The 20724-nt window shown below is 43.2% G+C and carries 8 protein-coding genes; 3 read left to right on the top strand and 5 right to left on the bottom strand.

Annotated elements, in window-relative coordinates:
- Positions 1-2 precede the first annotated feature (2 nt).
- Positions 3-1460 (bottom strand): Asp-tRNA(Asn)/Glu-tRNA(Gln) amidotransferase subunit GatA, encoded by a 1458-nt coding sequence (gene gatA, locus NSU11_RS03550; RefSeq protein ID WP_024424550.1) that lies wholly within the window; start codon positions 1458-1460, stop codon positions 3-5.
- A 14-nt stretch (positions 1461-1474) separates the two neighbouring features.
- Positions 1475-1765 carry an Asp-tRNA(Asn)/Glu-tRNA(Gln) amidotransferase subunit GatC gene (gene gatC, locus NSU11_RS03545; protein ID WP_024424549.1) on the bottom strand — a complete coding sequence of 97 codons (291 nt, stop codon included), beginning with the start codon at positions 1763-1765 and terminating at the stop codon, positions 1475-1477.
- Positions 1766-2188: 423 nt separating this feature from the next.
- On the opposite strand from gatC, the gene putP reads away from it, so the two are divergent.
- The 3 genes from putP (at position 2189) to NSU11_RS03530 (ending at position 6046) form a co-directional block, all read left to right on the top strand.
- Positions 2189-3670, top strand: a complete 1482-nt coding sequence (gene putP / locus NSU11_RS03540) for a sodium/proline symporter PutP (protein WP_216100151.1) — start codon at positions 2189-2191, stop codon at positions 3668-3670.
- Positions 3671-3828: 158 nt separating this feature from the next.
- Positions 3829-4527, top strand: coding sequence for an MgtC/SapB family protein (locus NSU11_RS03535; protein ID WP_171464090.1), 699 nt, complete (start codon positions 3829-3831; stop codon positions 4525-4527).
- Between the two features lie 112 nt (positions 4528-4639).
- Positions 4640-6046, top strand: coding sequence for an alkaline phosphatase (locus NSU11_RS03530; protein ID WP_024424546.1), 1407 nt, complete (start codon positions 4640-4642; stop codon positions 6044-6046).
- Between the two features lie 40 nt (positions 6047-6086).
- Here the strand turns inward: NSU11_RS03530 and NSU11_RS03525 are convergent, their stop codons facing one another.
- The 3 genes from NSU11_RS03525 to NSU11_RS03515 are packed head-to-tail and all read right to left on the bottom strand — an operon-like array spanning position 6087 to position 20722.
- The gene (locus NSU11_RS03525; RefSeq protein ID WP_025092649.1) at positions 6087-7094 is read right to left on the bottom strand and encodes a phosphotransferase enzyme family protein; all 1008 of its coding nucleotides are present in this window, start codon (positions 7092-7094) and stop codon (positions 6087-6089) included.
- Positions 7087-13497, bottom strand: coding sequence for an HAD-IIIC family phosphatase (locus tag NSU11_RS03520; RefSeq protein WP_342493790.1), 6411 nt, complete (start codon positions 13495-13497; stop codon positions 7087-7089). The genes NSU11_RS03525 and NSU11_RS03520 overlap by 8 nt, the downstream gene beginning before the upstream one ends.
- Positions 13490-20722 (bottom strand): SDR family NAD(P)-dependent oxidoreductase, encoded by a 7233-nt coding sequence (locus tag NSU11_RS03515; protein WP_311165083.1) that lies wholly within the window; start codon positions 20720-20722, stop codon positions 13490-13492. Before NSU11_RS03515 ends, NSU11_RS03520 begins: the two co-directional genes overlap by 8 nt.
- Between the last annotated feature and the right edge of the window lie 2 nt (positions 20723-20724).

The raw sequence follows: 20724 nt of genomic DNA, 5'->3' as shown, positions 1-20724 counted from the left end.
CCTTACAGTTCAGGTTTTGCTTTATGATGATCTGTTGCTTGCTCAAAAGCGTGAGCCACGCGGTACACTGTTCCTTCGTCAAAGTGCTTGCCGATGATTTGCAGTCCTAACGGAAGGCCATTTGCAAATCCACAAGGCACACTGATTCCTGGAACGCCTGCAAGGTTAACAGGGATCGTTAAAATATCGTTTGCATACATGGTTAGCGGGTCGCTTGTCTTTTCACCAATGTTAAATGCAGGAGTCGGTGTTGTTGGTCCTACAATGACATCATACTTTTCGAAAACATCTTCAAAGTCTTTTTTGATCAATGTACGGACTTTTTGTGCTTTTTTATAGTACGCATCGTAATATCCTGAGCTTAGCGCGAATGTACCAAGCATGATGCGGCGCTTCACTTCGTCTCCAAAGCCTTCAGAACGAGTATTTTTGTATAAATCAATCAGGTTGTCTGCATTATCTGTACGGTAGCCATAGCGTATGCCGTCAAAACGAGCAAGGTTTGCAGATGCTTCTGAAGAAGACAGTAAGTAGTAAGTCGCAAGCGCATATTTAGAATGCGGAAGAGACACTTCTTCCCACGAAGCACCAAGTCCTTCTAATACTTTTAACGCTTGAAGAACAGATTCTTTTGCTTCCTCGCCAACGCCTTCGCCAAGGTATTCTTTCGGCACAGCAATTTTCAAGCCTTTGATGTCGCCAGTTAATGAAGAAAGAAAATCTGGGACATCGACATTTGCACTTGTTGCGTCCATTTGATCGACACCTGCAATCGCTTGAAGAACATATGCGTTGTCTTCTACATTACGTGTAATCGGACCAATTTGGTCTAATGATGAAGCAAATGCGATTAATCCGTATCTGGATACACGGCCATATGTCGGCTTAAGACCGACAACCCCGCAGAAAGATGCTGGCTGACGAATAGAACCGCCTGTATCTGAACCAAGTGAGAACGGTACTTCACCTGCTGCAACAGAAGCTGCTGATCCACCGCTTGATCCGCCTGGAACAGTGTTTAAATTCCACGGGTTTTTCGTCGCTTTGTAGCCTGAGTTCTCTGTAGAAGATCCCATTGCGAATTCGTCCATATTTAATTTACCAATTGTGACTGCTTCAGCGTCTCTTAGGCGGTTCACAACGGTTGCATCATAAATTGGATCAAAGTTTTGCAGGATTTTACTTGAAGCTGTAGTACGCAAATCCTTTGTAACAATGTTATCTTTCACACCGATCGGCATACCGAACAATAGGCCAAGCTCGTCCTTTTCACCAACTGCCTCGTCCAATTCCTTTGCATACGCACGTGCTTTCTCTTCGTCCAGTGCAAGGAATGCTTGTACTTTTCCGTCTACTTCATTGATTCGTTTATAAGACTCGTCCACTAAATCAGAAACAGACAGTTCCTTTTTATGTAAAAGCTCTTTTAATTCAGAAATTTTGTGATCAAACAGTGACATGTCTCGGGCCTCCTTTAGTCCAAAATTGATGGCACACGAATATAGCCGTCTTTATGATCAGGCGCGTTTTTGACGACTGCCTCAATGGAAAGACCTTTATTCGGAACATCTTCTCTCATGACGTTTTTCATTTTTAATACGTGTGTAGTAGGTTCAACGTTTTCCGTATCTACCTCGTTTAACTGCTCTGCAAATGAAATGATGCTATCAAGCTGTTCTGTAAACATCTCAGCTTCTTCTTCTGTAATCGCAAGCCTTGCTAAATGGGCAACGTGCTTGACTTCTTCTATTGAAATTCTTGACATGCAGGTTCACCTCCAAAAATGATGCGTACTCGTGGTCATGATCATAAGTCATATACACTTTATCATATCAAATTTTACTGTTCTAAAGCAACTTTACGTAGGTGCGGTAAAAGGTCCGTTCTCTTGAAACGTCTTTATAATCAAATCGATAAAAGAAATATTCAACAGGTGACTTTTTATTTTTCAGAAAATTTTTACTTTTGTTTATTTTTGTAATCGCTTACATATTGATTCTTATCATCGATCGGTACATTTTTTCTTCAAAATGAAGAGGTTTAGGCAGGTTGATCACTTGGGAATACTCTGTTAGGTTAAGTAACCATAGCAGTGAGCGGGACAGTCAAGCAAAAAAGCTGCCTTCGCACTTCTGTATATTTTGATTGAGGTGATGTCAAATTAATACGAAAAAGGTGAGAACACAAAATGAGTATTGAAGTTACAATTTCCTTATCTATTTATTTTATCGGGATGCTTGCCATTGGTTGGTATGCATTCAGGAAAACACATGATTTAAATGATTATATGCTTGGCGGACGCGGGCTTGGCCCATTCGTTACAGCCCTTTCAGCAGGTGCTGCAGACATGAGCGGATGGATGCTGATGGGTGTGCCAGGTGAAATGTATAAAACGGGTTTATCGACAGCCTGGCTTGCGATTGGTTTAATCGTTGGTGCTTACTTGAACTACCTCATTCTTGCACCTCGTTTACGTTCTTATACAGAGATTGCGGATGATGCGATTACGATTCCTGATTTCTTTGATAAACGCTTCAAAGGTTCATCTGCTTTATTAAAAGCTGTTTCAGCCGTCATCATTTTAATTTTCTTTACCCTGTATACATCGTCTGGGATGGTATCAGGCGGACGTTTATTTGAGTCAGCATTCGGTGCTCACTACATGTTTGGACTGATTTTGACGTCAAGTATTGTCATTTTGTATACATTGTTCGGCGGATTTTTGGCAGTGAGCTTAACGGACTTTGTCCAAGGAGCTATCATGTTTTTAGCATTAGTGCTCGTGCCGATCGTTGCCTTTACACAATTAGGCGGACCTGTTGCTACATTCCAAGATATTCAACAGATTGACCCTAAATTGCTTGATATTTTTAGAGGAACGAGCGTCATTGGCATTATTTCCTTCCTTGCTTGGGGACTAGGTTACTTTGGACAGCCGCATATTATTGTGCGCTTTATGGCCATTACGTCCGTTAAAGATTTAAAACCAGCACGCCGAATCGGAATGAGCTGGATGATTATTTCAGTGATTGGATCACTGTCTGTCGGTTTAGTGGGTGTTGCCTATGTTCATGAAACGGGTATGAACCTGGCTGACCCTGAAACCATCTTTATCGTATTTTCTAAAGTATTGTTCCATCCATATATCACTGGATTTTTACTTTCTGCCATTTTAGCTGCGATTATGAGTTCAATTTCGTCTCAGCTGCTTGTCACAGCAAGTGCCATGACAGAGGATCTATACAGAACGTTCTTTAGAAAAACAGCATCAGACAAAGAGCTCGTCATGATTGGCCGGATGTCTGTACTCGTTGTCGCTGTAATTGCTCTCTGCCTTTCACTTAACCCAAGTGACACCATTCTTGACCTTGTCGGTTATGCGTGGGCAGGATTTGGTTCTTCATTCGGTCCAGTCATCTTGCTTTGCCTATACTGGAAACGAATGAATCATCACGGTGCCCTAGTTGGAATGATCGTTGGTGCGGTTGTGGTTCTCACATGGATTACGACAGGCCTCAACCATGCCACAGGTATTTATGAAATGATTCCAGGCTTTACGCTTAGTGGATTAGCTGCCATTATTGTGAGCTTATTGACAAGTAAGCCGTCAAAAGCATCAAAACAGCTTTTCAACAAAATGGAAAATCATCTTGAAGAAGAAACAAAATAAAGAACATGAAGAGTCATCTGCCCTATGCGGATGACTCTCTTTTTAAAATAAAAAGCTTTTCTTTCTTCAGAAACTGAATAAAATAAGAGTTGAGCAGCCATATGGGCTGTGAGAAGATCATATACATGTTGTGAAACGTACATGAAGTGAAAGGAGCGATATGCATGTTTTGGACAATTGAATGGGATACAGTCTTAAAATTAGCCGTGGCCACCTTAATCGGTCTGATTATCGGGCTTGAACGGGAGCTGAAGAAAAAGCCCCTCGGCTTAAAAACGTGTATTGTCATTGCTGTCAGCTCCTGCGTCTTAACCATCATCAGCATTGATGCAGCCTACAATTTCCCTCGAGTCTCTAAGCTTCAAATGGACCCACTCAGGTTACCGGCGCAAATTATATCTGGTGTTGGTTTTATTGGAGCAGGTGTAATTCTTCGAAAAAGCAATGATGTCATCTCAGGTCTCACGACTTCTGCGATGATCTGGGGAGCAGCAGGGCTTGGGGTTGCAACAGGTGCAGGGTTTTATAAAGAAGCCTTCCTCAGTCTTTTCTTTATTCTCATTAGTGTCGAATTCCTGCCATGGCTCTTCCAGCGGATCGGACCGATTCGCCTGCAGGAAAAAGAAATCCGCATCAGAATGTCTCTTTCTGACAGAAACCGCATGACCGATATTTTAAAAGAAATGAAAGCCCTCAATATCCGCATTCATTCTGTACGAATTGATGATTTAAAAGAAAAGGACTATCCGATCATGGAAGTACGCGTACGTGTGCATAAAGACCGCTATACAACCGATGTGTACTTTGATATTAAAGATCTAGAAGGCGTCGTTGGCGTGAAGTGTGATACGGTATAAAAGGTGATGAGACAAAAGGCTCATCACCTTTTTTATGGGATAAGGGGTTGAACCATTTTGAACATTCAAATAAAATACAAATTATGAAATAAATGATAAAAGGAGATTTTTCATGGGCTCTATGGATCGTAAAAAACGTATATTTTTTTTCAGCGGAATTCTAGCAGTACTCTTATTAGCTGTCCTTTTCACCTCACATTATGTCACTCCCGTATCAACGAATGCAGCAGACAAGAAACAAACGAAAACACCAAAAAATATTATTTTTATCGTTGGTGATGGAATGGGGATGCCCATGATCAAAGCCTACCGTACATTCAAGCAGGAAAAGCATGCTTCTGTAAAAGGAAAAACCGTCTGGGACCCTTATTTAGTCGGGATGCAGACCACACATCCAGATGATCCTCGAGATAATATTACTGACTCAGCTGCCGCAGCAACAGCCATGGCGACTGGAAAAAAGACATACAATGATGCCATCGCCGTCAATCATGAAAAACAACCTCTTAGAAGTGTCGTTGAAGCAGCGAAGGAAGCAAAAATGAAAACAGCCTTTGTTGTCTCATCTGACATCACCGATGCAACACCTGCCGCTTTTGGTACACATAACGTCTCCCGAAAAAATAAAGAACAAATTGCAGACCACTTTTTTGATGAGAAAATAGGAGGAGAGCACAAAGTTGATATCCTTCTAGGTGGCGGAATGCAATATTTTGACCGAAAAGACCGTAATCTTGTTCAAGAATTTAAGAAGAGCGGGTATTCCATTCTGCGATCAAAAGATGATCTAACCTCTCAATCATCTTCGAAAATGCTCGGCTTATTCCAGGAGGACGAGCTGGATCGAGCCATCGACCGTCCGAAGCATGTGCCTAAGTTAAAAGACATGACGCAGGCAGCACTCACCCAATTGAATCAAGATAATCAGCATGGTTTTTTCATGCTACTTGAAGGCAGTACCATTGATTCTGCAGGACATGAAAATGATGTGGTTGGCGCAATGAGTGAGATGGAGGATTTTGAGAAAGCAGTTCAAACAGCCCTCCAGTTCGCGAAAAAAGATCAAGAAACACTTGTCGTCATCACGGCAGATCATGCGACTGGCGGTTTTTCGTTTGGCACAGATGGGATGACAAGTGAGACTGGCTACAAATGGGACCCAGTGCCCATCTTAGCTGCTAAGAAAACACCTGTTTATATGGCTAAGAAAATCGCAGACGGACAATCTGTACGTGATGTCCTTCAGACCTATATTGAAGTTTCTCTCACAGAAGGTGAAATATCACAGGTAGAAAAAGCAGCACAGTCAGGAAAGGCCAGTACGATCCAACTCAGCATTCAACATATTTTCGATCAGCGTTCTTTCTCAGGCTGGACAACCTTTGCCCATACAGGTGAGGATGTCCCTGTCTATGCATACGGACCTGGAAAAACAGCCTTCCAGGGCTGGATCGATAATACAAAGCAAGGAAAGAACCTGTTTCAAATCATTGAATCACCATCCACCTATCGTCCATAAAAACAATCCCCGCCTCATCATATAGGCGGGGATGTTCATTTTAAGATTGACTTAGCTTTGTAAAGTCAAACGTCGTTATAGGTGCTGCTTCTTCAATGTCGGAACGGAAGCCGGCGAGCATCGCCTTTTCTTCTTCTCCGATGTCAGCCAAATCAAATGCTTGATGTAGCAAGCCATAGATCAGCATGTGACGTAAACGAAGGAAATCAGGAATATAGGCAAGCCACTCATCTCCAAGTTCATTCTCTTCACGATAGCCTTTAAGGAACTGTTTCATAAAGTTTCCTGCAAAAGCAGCTTTGTCTTCGTATGGAATTACTGGGTACCACAAGACATTGTATAGCAAAATACTAATGTCATTCATAAACCAGTTGTACCCAATATCATCGAAATCGAAGGTCGTAATTTTCCCTTGATCCCAGTGGAAGTTTCCGTGATGAAGATCCGCATGAACCAATCCGTACGTATCTTGATTTTTCGGAAGCTTTGCCAGCTTTTCCATCAACCGATCCGCTTGTTCGAAAACAAGGGTCTGATCTGCCGGTACATATTTACGCAGTTTCAGCTGCTCCTCTTCATCCCACTCTTGTCTTTTATAACGCGGGTCTGACAAATGATAGCTTTTTGTCAGTTTGTGCATGCGACCTGTGTACTGTCCAAGGGCATAAAACAATTCATCGTTCCAGTCCGCCTCTTCGACTTTACGACCTGGTGCTTTTTCATAGACTCGAAGCAGAAATGCGCCGCCCTGCCCATCGTCTACTTGCTCGATATCACGGCCATTTAATGAAGCAATTGGTTTCGCAACGGAAAGTCCGCCCTTCGCTAAGTGATGCAGCCATTCCATTTCACCTAAAATATAATCAGGTGATCTGCGGATGGTATGAGTAATTTTTAAAATGAAAGACTCTCCATCTTTTTTTAGTTCATACACATAGTTTTCTGCATCTGCGATAAAGTGGATATCACTTCGCTTGACCCCGTATAAATGAGTAGCCTCATCTAAAATTTTTGATTCTTCATATATGGCTTTTACATCTTTATGCATGCTGATTCTCCCTCTTCATATATTTTGCTAATTCGCGAATGGTGTGTTTTTCAGCAAAATTCAAATCATCAACATACCAACCCTTCTTTTCAATCTCTACTTCCATTTTGACAGCAAGTAAAGAATTTCCTCCTAAATCGAAAAAGTCGTTGTCAATTCCTACTTTTTCCACATGAAGAATGTCACACCAAATGTCTAAAAGTAATGCCTCACGTTCATTGGTTGGCTGTGCATAAAGTCCTTGATCCTCTGTAAATTTTGTCGTTAATAATGAACGTAGACTATCTTCATCATGTACCTCAAGGGCTTTTACATAACCGCTATGCAGCGTTTGATCTGTTTGAACCGTTTCCCATGTAAAACCTTTAGAAGCGAGATGACTTGCTGCCTCCATCTTGTAACCCTCTTTTTCTTCAGTCGAGTGCTGAGGAGGTGACAGGTGACCGGCGATTTGAATGTGATCACTCAATGAACCGATTTCCGCCACTTGTATACGATATGTTTGCTGCCCCTCGATCTTCTGGATCTGTTGCTCTTCCATAAATGACTTGAATAGTTCATTACGTCCGGTCGATACAAACGTAAATTCAATGGAAGAAAGCTGGTGCTGACGGCTGTATTCGGCGAGCCATGTCAGACATTTTTGCTCAATCCCTTTCCCTAGAGCACGGCAGCTTAGCATCCATGCATCAATTTTCAACGTGTCGTCTGCATGATGAGCCAAGATCGCTCCTACAATCCCTTCATGACTGAAGCGATCTGCTGCCTCAATGAGCCAGCCCTGAACATGCGCATTTTCCATCCGCTCTCTCAGCTGCTGTTCATCAAAGTGCTGATCATTTAAGCGGAATTGGTTAATGCGGCTGCTCATTTGTGCCACACGCGCAAGGTGCTGCTCTCCCCACTCTGTTATACTCATGTGCAAGTTCAAATCTTTTAAAAATTGTTCCATTGACGGCGACTCTGCTTTCTCTTTTTGACGAGCTTTTTCAGCCTTGTAGCTCATGGTTCGCCCTCTATCCTCATCCGTAACATCATAACGGTCAAAAGCCCAAGCATGCTCAACAAATAATGGAATGGCTTTTTCATTGGCAGGTAAGAGCAATGTCATCACTTCTGGCAGCTCTTCATTCATTCGCAAGCACTGAGCTGGGTCATCATCTAAGAAAATAAACTGAGATAATGAAAGGTTCAGTGAATCTGCCATTTCTTTTAGATGACCCGGTTTACTTTCCCAATTGATCCGCCAGTCGACAATATCGTCTTTTTGTAAGACCATATCTGGGTGGTTTTCAAACACACGCCACACATCTTCTTCATTATTTCTGCTGCTTAGCACAAGCAGCATTCCCTCTTGTTGTTTTTGCTTTAAGAAGCGCTGAAGCATTTGATGTTCTGGCGTAATGTCGATGCCTTCCACACCGTCTTCTGAAACAATACCTCTCCACAGCGTATGATCACAATCAATGGCCACTACTTTAAATGGTGCACCTTTCCATGCCACAATCTCTCGCGCGACTTTTGTACCGATGGCACCGCAAAAGACTTCAGTGAATGGGAGATGTGCGGCTTGCTCTGTTTTTTCATCAAAAATGTCATCGAGCTGATATTGCTGAGCAAGCTGACGACAGTCGATCAACTGAACACCGCCTATCTTAGATAACTGAGCAATCCACTCTTGTTCCACGTCTTGCAACGTGTCCCTAAGAGCCGCACTTATCGGGAGAATACCAACAAAATATAGGTTATGTTTTGTTTTTGATTTCAGAACGTTTACAAGTTCTTCTGCATGCTCTGAAGCCAGTTTTTTCTTTTCATCCAGTGAGAGATGGGCTGGACCAGCGATATCCTCTAGACGAATGAGGAGAAGATTTGCACCGTTTTTCTTCTGTGAGATAAGGCTACGCTCATTTAACAGCTCCTGATACACCTGCCCATACGGTGCAAACTGAATATCGAACTGCACATCAAACTGCTTGGTCCAATACTGAATGTAAGGAGCAACTGGATCTGCTGTAAATGTCGAGCTGATAGTGAGCACAAGTGGTTCTTTTTTCTCTGCACGATCTCTTTTCTCTTTTGCTGCTTGTTCTTCTTCCTGTGAAAGCACAGCGAAATCCTTGAGCAGTTGATCTGGTGTTTGAACAGCTTGTTCGATCAAGTGCTGGAAGTGCTTGACGAAAGCTTGCATCGTCTCATGTTTAAACAGAGCAAGGTTGTATTGAAGGACGCACTTTAACTCACCCGTTACCTCTCTGACAACATCCATTTTCATATCGAGTTTGGAAATTCCCTTTGCAAACTCATGCGTTTCAAAGGTCAGTCCATCAGCTTCAATTTTAATATTCGGATCGTATTCATTGTGATAGATAAGCATCGTATCAAAAAATGGATTGCGATGCGGCCTTGTTTTTGGATTCAAATGCTCGACCATTTGGTCAAACGGGTATTCTTGATGGTCGTACGCATCGAGTAGAACTTGTTTTGTCTGTACCAATTGTTCTATAAAGGATGCTTCTTGTGCCATGTCTAGTTTGATTGGCAGGAAGTTCGTAAACATCCCAATCGTATGCTCAATATCTGCATGACGTCTTCCAGCCACAAGAGAACCGACAATCAGTTCTTGCTGATCGGCATAACGTGAGAGCAGCAGGCCATAAAGCTGGAACAAGATGACGTTATTGGTCAGCTGATATCGTTCAGCGAGCTGTTCAATTTTCTCAACGATGTGCGGTTCAATATTAAATTTGATCGCTCTTCCCAAAAAGGATTGTTCCTTTCGTTCAAAATCATATGGCATTGTCAAAGTCGGAACATTTGAGCCCATTTGCTCCTTCCAATAATCCTGCTGCTTTTGAAACATCTCGCTGCGGAAATATTTGTCTTGCCACACTGCATAATCTTTATATTGCACAGTAAGTTCCGGCAAGGTTTCCCCGCGATAGAGCTCAGTAAATTCTTTAATAAAGATGTTCATGCTCGCTCCATCAGCGACAATATTATGCATATCAACTAATAAAAGATGATCATCTTCTACAATTTTCACAAAACGCACACGAATCAATGGTGCAGCCTTTAAGTCAAATGGACGAATGAATTCATCGATTTGTGCTTCTAATTCTTGTTCATCAGCCTCAGTCATTTCAACAGCAAATTGAAAATCATCATGGACCCGCTGAACAGGTTCTCCATCCTTTAACTCAAAGGTCGTTCGCAAGGTTTCATGACGATCAATCAATTGCTTAAAGGTCTGTTCAAAGCGCTCGACGTCGATTTCACCTTTACATCTCAGAGCCATTGGCATGTTATATGAAGTCACTTTACCAATACGCTGATGAATGAGGAATGTTCGTCTTTGAGCGGCGGATAATGGGTACGTGTCTTTCTGTTCCACCTGTTCAATTTTGAAATATTGATGCTTCTCTGCCTTTTCAATGAATGCTTGGAGCTTCTCGATCGTCGGATGGTTGAACATATCTGTGAGTGTTAGTTCTACACCAAACTCTTTGTGAATTTGAGAAATAAGACCGGTCGCATTTAACGAATGTCCTCCAAGCTCAAAGAAGTGATCGTCTCTTCCCACCTTTTCAATACCTAAAATATCTTTCCACATCCGCTGTAATGTTGCTTCTATACCATTCGCCTCAGTGGATTGATATTGATTGCTTTCTTCTATTTCCTGCCCTTTGTTTTCCTTCGGCACAACCATTTGCACACCTGAAGGCGAGGATAACGCGGCTGTATCTCCCTTTTCAATCCAATATCTTTGTCGTTCAAACGGATAAGTTGGCAGGGATACTTTTTGATTCGATTTCTGTTTTCGTAATTTTGTCCAGTCCACAGGCACTCCTTGAAGCCAGATGTCACCCAATCTTCCCAGCAGGTAGCGGTCATCTGCTGCCTCTTCTTTCGGGTGACGCATCAATGGAATCGGCTGCTGATGGTGATCCTTTGAGACTTGACGAATAAAGGCGCTTAACGTTTTCCCCGGTCCAACTTCAATAAAAATGGGATCAAGCTCCGTTAATAATGTCTCTGCTCCATCACGGAAACGAACTGCTTGCCGCAAGTGATCAGCCCAGTATGCTGGATCTTGCACTGCTTCATGTTCAATCCACGTACCTGTGACGTTAGAAATATACGGGATAGATGGCGCATTCAATTGATACTCAGCTACCTTTTCTTTGAATGATGGCAGGATATCATCCATCATTTTTGAGTGGAAGGCATGAGAGGTGTGAAGCTTTCTGCACCCATGTCCAGCTGCCTCCAGCTTCTCAGCGAGTGCATCAATAGATGCCGTCTCACCAGACACCACACATAACTCAGGTCCATTTACTGCCGCAAGTGAAAGGTCATCCGTCAAATATGACAGCACTTTCTGTTCACTCAAAGGTACGCTCAGCATAGAGCCTTTTGGAAGCTGGCTAATCAGCTGTCCGCGATAACAGACGAGATCTACGGCATCTTCAACAGACAGTAAACCAGATACGGCAGCAGCAGTGTATTCTCCAATACTGTGACCGATCATCGCCTGCGGTTTGATGCCAAAATGCATCAGCAATTTAGCCAAAGCGTATTCCATACTAAACAGAAGCGGCTGTGTATATTCGGTTTGGTTAATCAATTGAGGATCATCACTTGCTTCTGTTGAGAATAAAATGCTGAACGGGTCAACTGAGACATGCTGTTTGAATTGATTCAAGCATTGATCCAGCGCTTCCTTAAAAACTGGATACTTGTCATAAAGCTGACGCCCCATGTCCACATACTGAGATCCTTGGCCTGGGAAAAGAAAGACGATTGGCCGGCTCGATGTTTGAGAGCTGGCCGTCTTGACCACCTCTTTTGACCTTTGATTCAGCGCCTGTAACATGTCAGCTGTATCACTTCCAAGAATGACACGTTTATGCGGGAAATGATGGCGCCCTGTTTGCAGCGTATAGGCGACATCGCTTAAACGGATATGCTGCTGATGCTGAAGTAAATAGTCAGCAAGGCGATCCGTCATTTTTTCAAGGGCTGCCGGTGTTTTCGCAGATAATAAAAGAAGTTCACTATCTTCTGTGCGATCTGCTGGGACACGTGCAGCAGGTGCTTCTTCTAAAATGACATGAGCGTTTGTTCCACCAATCCCAAATGAGCTTACACCTGCCCTGCGAGGAGAGGCCTGCTCGCTCCATGGCGTCAAATCCGTATTTACAACGAATGGAGAATCAGCAAATTCAATTTTTTCATTCGGTGTTTCAAAATGAATCGTTGGCGGAATCACTTGATGCTTTAAGCTTAATACGGTTTTAATAAAGCCAGCGACACCTGATGCATCATTCAAATGACCAACATTTGATTTGACAGAACCAATGCGGCAAAAGCCTTTTTTATCTGTATCAAACGCTTGCTTGAGTGCTTCAATTTCAATCGGATCTCCTAGTGTTGTTCCGGTTCCATGTGCTTCAATATAAGAAATGGATTCAGGTTCAACCTCGGCCATTCGAAGTGCTGTCTTAATAGCTGATACTTGGCCTTTCGTACTCGGTGCCGTATACCCTACTTTTCTATTTCCATCATTATTAATAGAAGATCCTTTAATGACAGCATAAATGTGATCGCCGTCTTCAATTGCATCCTCTAAATTTTTTAAAATAACAGCTCCTGCACCATCTCCAAAAACGGTTCCATCTGCTTTATTATCAAAAACGCGGCAGTGACCGTCGGAAGAATGGATCATTCCTTCTTGATATAGATAACCCGATTTTTGCGGCAGGCGAATGGACACACCGCCTGCAACAGCCATATGACAGTCTCCGCTTAATAAAGCCTGAACAGCTAAATGAATCGACACCATCGAGGTCGAGCAGGCGGTTTGCACCACCATACTCGGTCCTTTTAGATTTAATTTATACGAAATCATCGTCGCCAAATAGTCACGCATATTTAGAACAGCAGCTTCCAGCGTTTTTGAATCCTCACCTTGAGCTGCCCCTTGAAGTGCTCTCATGACCCATTCTGTATTGATTCCTGCACCTGTATAAAGACCGATTTGCCCTTTATATTCAAACGGATCATACCCAGCATCTTCAAGTGCCGTCCAAACACATTCATGAAACAGTCTGAACTGCGGATCCATCATAGCCGCTTCCTTCGGAGTATAGTCAAAGAAATCCGCATCAAATAAATCGACATCGTCAAGCATCCCTTTTGCTTTGACAAAACGAGGGTTTTTCAATAAGGCTTCATCTGTACCTTCACTTCGTAATTCTTCCTCCGTAAAAAAGGAGATTGTTTCTTTTCCTTTTTTCAGATTCTCCCAGTATTCATCTACGTTTTTGGCACCTGGAAAACGACCTGCAAGACCGATAACAGCAATTTCTGCGCCATGATAGTGATTCGTTGTATCATTCATTCTCGATTCCGCCTCTCAATCTTTTATTCCGTTGCTGTTTAAAACGAGCTCTTCGATCACCTGATGTGACGACGGCTAGTTCTTCTTCCATCGTATCTTCCTTTGATTCCTCAGAAGGCTGAATATATTTTGCAAGCTCTGCGACAGATGGGTACGTAAACAAGGTCACCACTGCTTCATTTGTTTGAAGTGCTTGATTTAACCGATTGGTCACTTGAACAATATCCAGCGAGCTTGCACCTAAATCAAAGAAGTTGTCGTGAATGCCCACTTGCTCCATGCCCATAAAATCCTGCCACACTTGACAGATCACTTTTTCAGTTTCATTTCGAGGAGCCACATACGGATTGCCCAGCTCTGGTCTTTCGTGCTTAGACACTTCATATGAATCCGCACTCGCTGCAGCCTTCGATTCTAATGACAGCCATTGATCTATCCGTTCTTCAAGATTTCCTGTGGACACGAGCATGTGACGATTCTGCCGGTTAGACAGAACATATTGGAACAGCTCAGCACCCTCTTCTGGTAAAATCGCAAGCTCATTAATCGATTCACCAATTGTGGATTCTAGCTCACCCCAGAAATTCCACGCATCCCAGTTCACACACATCCATGGAGTTTGACTATTTTGATTGAGTCTAGCTGCAAATGCGTCCATATATAAGTTAGCTGCTGAGTAAGCAGAGAATCCTAAGCCCCCGAGCAGTGCACTTATGGATGAAAAGAGGAGACAAAAATCCGCTTGTTCTTGCTCCAGCAGCTGCTCTAGCACATCGAGCCCTTTCACTTTTGATTGGAATTGATCCTCTCCCTGCGCCAGTGTAGATGGGATATCTTTAATGGCTCGGAAGGATGTACTTCCTGGTAATCCTGCCGCATGGAACACACCATCAACGCCGCCATGCTTTTTGCGAATGATTTCAAAAACATGTTTCATCTGCTTAAGATCTCCTGCATTCGCCTGCACCGCTTCTACTGTTGCACCTAATCGTTCAAGCTCGAGTACCTTCTTAATTCTTGTACGCTGCGCTTCATCGGCATTCTCTTGTTGAACAAATGACGCCCATTCATCTCTTGGCGGCAATGCCGTTCTTCCTGTTAAATAAAGATGAGCATTTCCTTCTTTCGCCAGCATCTTTGATAGAACAAATCCAATGCCGCCTAAACCACCCGTGATGAGATACACACCATTTGGCCTGATCAGTTTCGGAAGTCCATCATCTTTTTGCAGCGGCAAACGTTTGTAGCTCTGCACCCAGCGTTGACGATTGCGATACGCTACAAGCTGGTCTTTTCCAGGCTGCATAATTTCCTGTCCAATAAGATCGACAAGCTCCTGTTCCTTCCAAGTCATAACATCCGGCACATCTTCCACATCGATATTCCAGCATTTAATGTGATGGTATTCCTGTGAAATGACTTTAACCGGCCCAAGCATTGCGCTTTTCTCTGCACATATCATCTCATTCCCTGTAACTGGCTGAATTCCGCTAGTGACAGTAAACAAACGGCATTCTCGAATATTTTTTTGTGCAGCAATCGCTTGAGATAAGAAAATTAAGCTGTAATAGCCCTTTTCAATATGCGTCTGAAAGGCAGCTTGGCGATTCAAGCCGTCCTCTTCTTTCGCAGATTCCCATAAATGCAGAATCCGATTGATATTGATACCTTTATTAGACAATGAATCTAGCATGTTTCTGTAGTGCTTACCTTCTGCCGGATTGATCGTAAACGCCTGCTCCAGCTCTTGATAGACCTCACCCTTTGTGACAAAAATGACCTTGATTCCTTGTTCTTTGAATGATTGTGCAAACAGTTCATGAAAGGCATCCTGTTCCTTGAAAATGAGCCACGTTTGCTCTTCTGGTTCTTTTTCGAAAACTGGTTTTAGAGGCTGCTGCTCCCATGAAGGCAGATAGAACCATTCTTTCATCTCTTTTTTCTTCGTTTCCTTAGGAATGGACAGCTGCGGAGAAGCGGGCTTCCCTGCTTCAATCCAATATCGTTTTCGTTCGAATGGATATGTGGGAAGCGATACAAGCTGTCGTTCCTCTTGAGTTGGACGCGGCTGCGTTTTGACCTCATAACCGCCTGCCCATAGCTCTCCTATACGTTTTAAGAAATACGCATGGTCATCCACTTGTTCCCTTGCATGCCTCACCATATTTAGGACATCATGATGTGACTCTTTGTTTTCATGACGTTTCGCTAATGCCGTCAAGCTGTTTCCAGGTCCGACCTCAATGAGAGCTCGTACTTCATCGGTTAACAGCTGTGATAAACCTTCATGAAAACGAACGGTTCCACGCAGATGGTTGGTCCAATAAGATGCTGTCATCACCTCTTCATTTGTCGCCCAAGTGCCTGTCACATTTGATATGAACGGGATCGTCGGCTCATGCAGTTCTACTTTCTCTACGAATTGTTGAAACGCCTCAAGCATCGGCTCCATCATATAGGAATGAAAAGCATGAGAAGTATGGAGCTGTCTTGTCACAATTCCCTTGTCCTGTAATTTCTTTTCAAAAGCGGTGATATGCTCTTCTTTACCAGAAACGACACAAAGGTCTTTTGCATTGACTGCAGCAATCGAAAGCGATTCATCAATGATCGAATTCAGCTCCGCCTCGGGTAATTGCACACTAAGCATGGCGCCTTTTTCCATTCCTTGCATCAATCTGCCTCTTGCCATGACGAGTGTTAATGCTGACTCCAGAGAAAAGACCCCTGACAAGCAAGCGGCAACATATTCGCCGATACTGTGCCCAATCATTGATTCTGGCTCAACACCGCTATGCTGAAGTAATTTTGCTAATGCGTACTCAAATATAAAGAGAAGCGGCTGAGCATTTGACGTTTTTGTGATGTCTTCATTCGTTTCATCCTCTGGAAAAACAATGCCTTTTAAATCAACTTGCTCCGTCTCCATTACATATTTGAAGCATCTATCCACTTCCCATTTGAACACTGGTTCTGCATCGTATAATTCGCGCATCATGCCAGCATATTGAGCACCTTGACCTGAAAACATAAAGGTAGCTTTACGCCATTTTTTGCTTCGGAACACACTGGTTTCAAGCTGTTTCTGCTGCAGCCATTCATCAGCAGAAGCAAGTACAATGGCTTTTCGGTATGGAAATTGCTTTCTGCCATAACGCAATGTATAAGCAATATCTTCAAGCGAAACTTGAGGATGCTGTATCACATACTGCTTTAATTGATCTGTCATTTTCGCTAAAGCGGTATCCGTTTTTGCAGATAAGACGAGCAGCTGCTTTTGCTTAGAAGCTGACTTTTGCTTTGCCTGTATGCCTTCTTCTATGATCATATGGGCATTTGTCCCGCCGATACCGAAGGAACTAATCCCCGCTCTTCTCGGCTTATCTGATTCCTTCCAATACAGCGCCTTTTGATTCACATAAAACGGTGTATCTTTAAAAGGAATCTCCTGATTGGGTGATTCATAATGAATGGTTGGCGGGATCGTTTTGTGCTGAATAGCCAAAATGGCTTTAAACAGACCTGCAATCCCTGCCGCACTATTTAAATGTCCGACATTACTTTTAACTGAACCGATTGGGATTGTCAGCGGCTCTGTTCCTTTGAACACTTGGCTAAGGGCGGATACTTCAATTGGATCTCCCATTTTTGTCCCCGTACCATGCGCTTCTAAATAACCGATAGACGCGGGATCTATACCTGATTTTTCATACGTTTCTTTTAATACCTCTGCCTGCCCTTCCACACTCGGAGCGGTAAAACCAGCTTTTCGGCTGCCATCATTGTTTACGCCAACCCCTTTGATCACCGCATGAATCGGGTTGCCATCTCTTATCGCATCTTCATAACGTTTTAACAGAACGATCCCCGCTCCATCTCCGAAAATGGTTCCGCTCGCCTCTTGGTCAAACGGACGGCAATGGCCATCTTTTGATTGAATCATTCCATCTTGATAAATATAGCCGATATTTTCTGGAGAACTGACCGTCACACCTCCTGCCAGTGCTGCATCACATTCTTGATTCAATAATGCTTGACAGGCCATACCAATGTTGACAAGTGAGGTCGAACAAGCTGTCTGCATCGTCACACTAGGCCCGTGTAGATTCAATTTATAAGAGAGTTGCGTACTAAAGAACTCACGATCATTTAACAGCATTGCGCTGAATTGCTCGGTTGCTTCCATTTGATGTGCAAAGCGTGTCAGCCATTCATGATTTGGGCTTGTTCCTGTATAAACTCCAATTTTCCCTGCCATTCTATCAGGGTCACAGCCAGCATCCTCCAGCGCTTCCCAAGCACATTCATGCAAGAGCCTGAATTGTGGATCCATTAGCTCTGCCTCTCTAGCAGAATAGTTGAAGAAATCTGCATCAAAACCTTCAATTTCTTGTAAACGTCCTTTTGCTCCAATGAAATTCGGATGCTGATAGACTGACGCATCCAGCCCTGCTTTCTTGAGTTCTTCTTCTGTGAAAAAGTGAATCATTTCTTCGCCATTCACAAGACGCTGCCAAAAGTCTTCTAGCGATGAAGCCCCTGGGAATCTTCCTGCCATTCCGACAATCGCAATATCTGGATTTTCCTGTGATGTATTTCTTTTTGGGAAAGAAGCTGGCGTTTGCTCTCGTTCCGTCTGTTCTTTAAATAAGTATTCAGAAAGACTTGCCACTGTAGCAAACCGATACAATTGAACAGTATCAATTTGTTGATCCATTCGCTCAGAGATTTTTGCTGCAAGCTGAGATATATCAAGTGATGTCGCACCAAATTCAAAAAATGGCGAGTCATCATCCATTTGATCAAATCCAAAATGATTTTGAACAATGGTGTGAATATCTTTTTGTAAAGAGGCGAGTGAAGGAAAGTCACGCTTCACAGCCTTCGGCTTTTGTGGTTCAATAGCTGCCATCGTTTTTGTTTGTACAGAGAAATCTGTTTTATGAAATGGATAGCCTGGAAGCGGAATGCGCTTCCTATTCTTCTCCTCTGTTAAAGGAAAAGCTAAGTCGACCCCCATTTCCCAAAGAACACCTGCGACTTGCATCAGGTCTCCATCAAGTGGTTCGGTTGTTTTTTCTGCTCCCTTTTCAACCACAATTCCTTGTTTCTTTGAAAGATCAATCATCAAGGCTGTTGATTCTTGCTTGAACAAAGGCGATTTTACAGGCTGTTCTATATCAAGGAAACGCATTGCAGATGATGGATCGAAAGCAGTTAGTTCCTCCCCTGTCTGCGCAATGTAAACAGGTTGTTGGAGTGTCTTCTGAGGCAATGCAGCCAGCTTTTGATTGATCATCTGGTTGTCATGAAGGCGGTATACAATAGATGCCGCCTCTGTTAGCTCAAGTCCATCTGCTGCACATAAAGCTGTCCACACCCCGCTGCCCTCTCCAATCCATACGTCTGGTTCAATTCCAAGTGATCTTAGCTGACTGGCAAAAGCCGATGTCATGATCAGCATAGCCACTTCTGCGTGACCGTTTTGTTTGAAATGGAACAGATCGTCTTTTTTAATAGGTATCACGGATTGGACGAGGCTCATTAAACGATCCACTTCTGTTTTAAATGAAAGATCTTTCTCATACAGCTTGATGTAATCACGTAATCCTGCTTCATGAAAACCAGTCAGCCTCATGTTTATCCGCTTATAAAGAAGACTTTCTCTGCCTGGCGTCTCTTCGTTTAGCACATGCAGCTGTTCTAATAATTCATCACGTGTGGAACAGACAAGCGTTTTTCGATATTTGAAGGCTTTTCTTCCCCTTTGTAAGGTATAAGCTGCTTGACCAAGTGAGAGTTCATGATGTGAGGAGACATATTCCTTCAAGTTTTTTGTCATGTTCTTCAAATCATGCGTTGATCTGGCTGACAGCACGATTAATTCTTTGGACGAGGTCGTGCTGTTTGCTTCTCTCGGCTTTGCCTCTTCTAAGATGACATGGGCATTTGCTCCCCCTATACCAAAGGCACTGACTCCAGCTCTCCTTGGCAAATGAGACGTCTTCCACTCCTCTTTATCTGTTCCAACATAAAATGGCGTTTGATCAAATGGAATACGGTGATTCGGCTTCTCAAAGTGCGGCATTGGAGCAAATTGTCGATGATGCAGCATCATGACTGTTTTGATAAAACCTGCTACACCGCTGGCGGCATCTAAATGCCCAATATTGGCTTTGACTGACCCAAGTCGGCAAAAGCCTTTTTGCTCTGTTTGAAAAGCACGAGTAAGTGCCTCAATCTCAATCGGATCTCCAACAGGCGTACCTGTTCCATGTGCTTCGATATATGAAATTGTCTCTGGCTCTGTTTCAGCCATTTCTAAAGCAGATTCAATGACACTTGCCTGTCCACTGACACTTGGGGCTGTATAGCCGACTTTGTTGCTTCCATCATTGTTCGTTGCAGATCCTTTTACAACGGCATAAATAAAATCTCCGTCTTCTATCGCATCTTTTAACCGTTTTAGTGCAACAACGCCTGCACCTTCACCAAAAATGGTCCCTTTTGCTTTTTCATCAAACGGACGGCAATGTCCATCAGGGGAATAAATCATTCCTTCTTGGTATTGATATCCTGTGATCTGTGGCTGATGGAGTGTGACGCCCCCCGCTAGTGCAAGGTCACATTCGCCGCCGATTAATCCTTGGCAGGCCATATGGATAGCAACAAGCGACGTGGAGCAAGCCGTTTGCACTGATACACTTGGTCCTTTTAGATTTAATTTATAGGCAACCCGGGAAGCGAAGGACGGGTCATTGAGATGCATGATTTGAAACACATCTTCATTCTTTTCAAGAGACGACATATGCTGCCCCATCCACGATAAATTGCTAGATGCCCCGGCATAAAGGCCAATTAACCCTTCATATTGCTCAGGCTCATAGCCAGCATCCTCTAGCGCATGCCATGTGCATTCGTGCATCAATCGAATTTGCGGGTCCATAATGGATGCCTCTCGCGGAGAGTAGCCAAAAAAGTCTGCATCAAAAGAAGATGCATTTTCTAAATATGGCTTCGCCTTCACATAATCAGACCGTTTTAACAGCGTCTCATCAACACCCGCTGCCTTTAATTCTTCATCAGTGAAAAACGTAACGGATTCTTTCCCTTGCGATATATTTTCCCAAAACGATTGGACATTCGGTGCTCCGGGAAACGTACCTGCTAATCCTACGACTGCAATTTCAAGTCCAGATTCGATCCATTGCTCTTGATCAGACATAC

The sequence above is a fragment of the Bacillus sp. FSL R5-0712 genome, assembly GCF_038593285.1.
GTDB classification, from domain to species: domain Bacteria; phylum Bacillota; class Bacilli; order Bacillales; family Bacillaceae; genus Bacillus; species Bacillus safensis.
Note: the sequence above shows the minus strand (reverse complement) of the source record. Positions and strands in the feature narration are given on the sequence as shown.